General features: G+C 63.1%; 2 protein-coding genes. Both read right to left on the reverse strand.

Translation table 11 applies throughout. The annotated features are described in order from the left end of the window. Positions 1 to 421 precede the first annotated feature (421 nt). Positions 422 to 1,264: a FecR domain-containing protein gene (locus Q0L57_RS15225; RefSeq protein ID WP_296743918.1), complete on the reverse strand. Its 843-nt coding sequence runs from the start codon at positions 1,262 to 1,264 to the stop codon at positions 422 to 424. A gap of 8 nt (positions 1,265 to 1,272) precedes the next feature. Further along, positions 1,273 to 1,514: hypothetical protein (locus Q0L57_RS15230; protein WP_296743920.1), on the reverse strand; the 242-nt coding region annotated here is incomplete at its 5' end.

The raw sequence follows: 1,514 nt of genomic DNA on the forward strand, positions 1-1,514 counted from the left end.
ACGGCCATTGCCCGACCTTGCCGATCGAGGCCTCGTCGATGTCGACGACGGCGACGGGAGCGTTCGCCGCCTTCCTCGGCCGGATGCGCTGATAACCGTCGAAGATGAGATCGCCGAGGTGGCCAACGAGCGGCGGATCGGCTGCCGCGAAGCCGATGACGGCCACGAGCGTGGCAATGCCTGCCGCCCACAGGACACCTGTCCTTCGGCTCCTTCCGCGCCTATGCAGGCTGCCGTCCGCTCGACCGGGTCTCATCGGAAGGTGGGGTTATCAGATACGTTTTCGCGTTTCTTCGACCCGCCACGCCGTGGACGGAATCCGGCGCCCCCCTCAGGTGGTAGCCGAATGTGGCCGGTCCCTGCCCGACGCCGTTGCCCCCATGGCGTCGTCGCAATCAGCAGGCACTCGCGGCGGACTTCATCATTCCGGTCCACAATAAGATCCACAGCTCTGCAGAACTTTCTGGCTGAGAAAATCACTCTTTCCCTGGTCGACGACTTGCGGGTCCTGATTGCCGGGCGGCAATGGCGGGATCGGCATGGCGTTCAGCGGCAGGGGAAACTCGGAATTCGTCTTGGGAATCCCACTGGCGATCACCATGCCGCCTGTCGGCTTGACCTTCGCACCGCCGCCCGCCCCGTTCCTGCCTGAGATGGAATCCTGGAAAACCCCGGTCCACTGTTCAGGGGTTCTGCGAACACTGACCTTCGAACCCTCGATCACGATCGAATAGCCTGCCTTATAGAGCCGGGTCGAGGTTCCGTCGCGCAGCCGCAAAGTGATGCGGTCACCATAGCGCAGATCGATATGCGAGGGTATGCCGTAGCCGGGATCGAACGCCATGTCAGCGATCGCCCCGCGTATGCCGACGGTTCCGACCGGCGTGTTCAGGACCGCACCGTCCGGCGTCTTGGAGGTCTTGCCGCCGATGAATCGGAAAAGGCCCTTGCCGAGCGATGCCGTCACCTTTGCCGTACCCCTATCGGGATCGTAGACGAAGGAGTCGATCGTCAGTTGCGAGCCTGGTCCGACAGTGAATGTCGTGCCGTCTGCCAGTAGCACCTGAAGCAGTCCCCCGGCATCGGTTTCTATCCGTTCGTCGTGAATGATGTTGTCGCCGATTGTGATCGTGCGGACCGACTGCTGGGGAGCCGTTCCGTGCGCGCTCTGGTTGACGGCGGCCGCCGTGCCGACAGGCTGGGCGAAGGCGGCGCAATTAAGGAAGGGAAGGCAAAGGACGATGGAAAGCAGCTGGATCCGCATGGCCGCTCCTAGAAGCTCTTCATCAAGCCGAGTGAAACGCTGACGTCGTCGAAGGCGTTGATCTGGTCGTTCGAACGGACGTTGCGATAGCCGAGCACCGTCTGCACCGACCAGTTGCTGCGCAGAGGGATGGTCAGGGATCCTTGCACGAACGCCTCGGCGTCGTGGCGGTCATCGGTGGTCGTGAACATGGCCGGGTCAGGGCCGTCAAAGCGCCAGTCGATGGCGCCGAAGCTGAGGCCGACCGTCC

This window comes from Mesorhizobium sp. (assembly GCF_024509055.1).
Classification (GTDB): domain Bacteria; phylum Pseudomonadota; class Alphaproteobacteria; order Rhizobiales; family Rhizobiaceae; genus Mesorhizobium.

Excerpts from the sequence above, each read along its gene's own strand:
- Q0L57_RS15225 (WP_296743918.1), bottom strand. The coding sequence starts at position 1,264 with ATGCGGATCCAGCTGCTTTCCATCGTCCTTTGCCTTCCCTTCCTTAAT.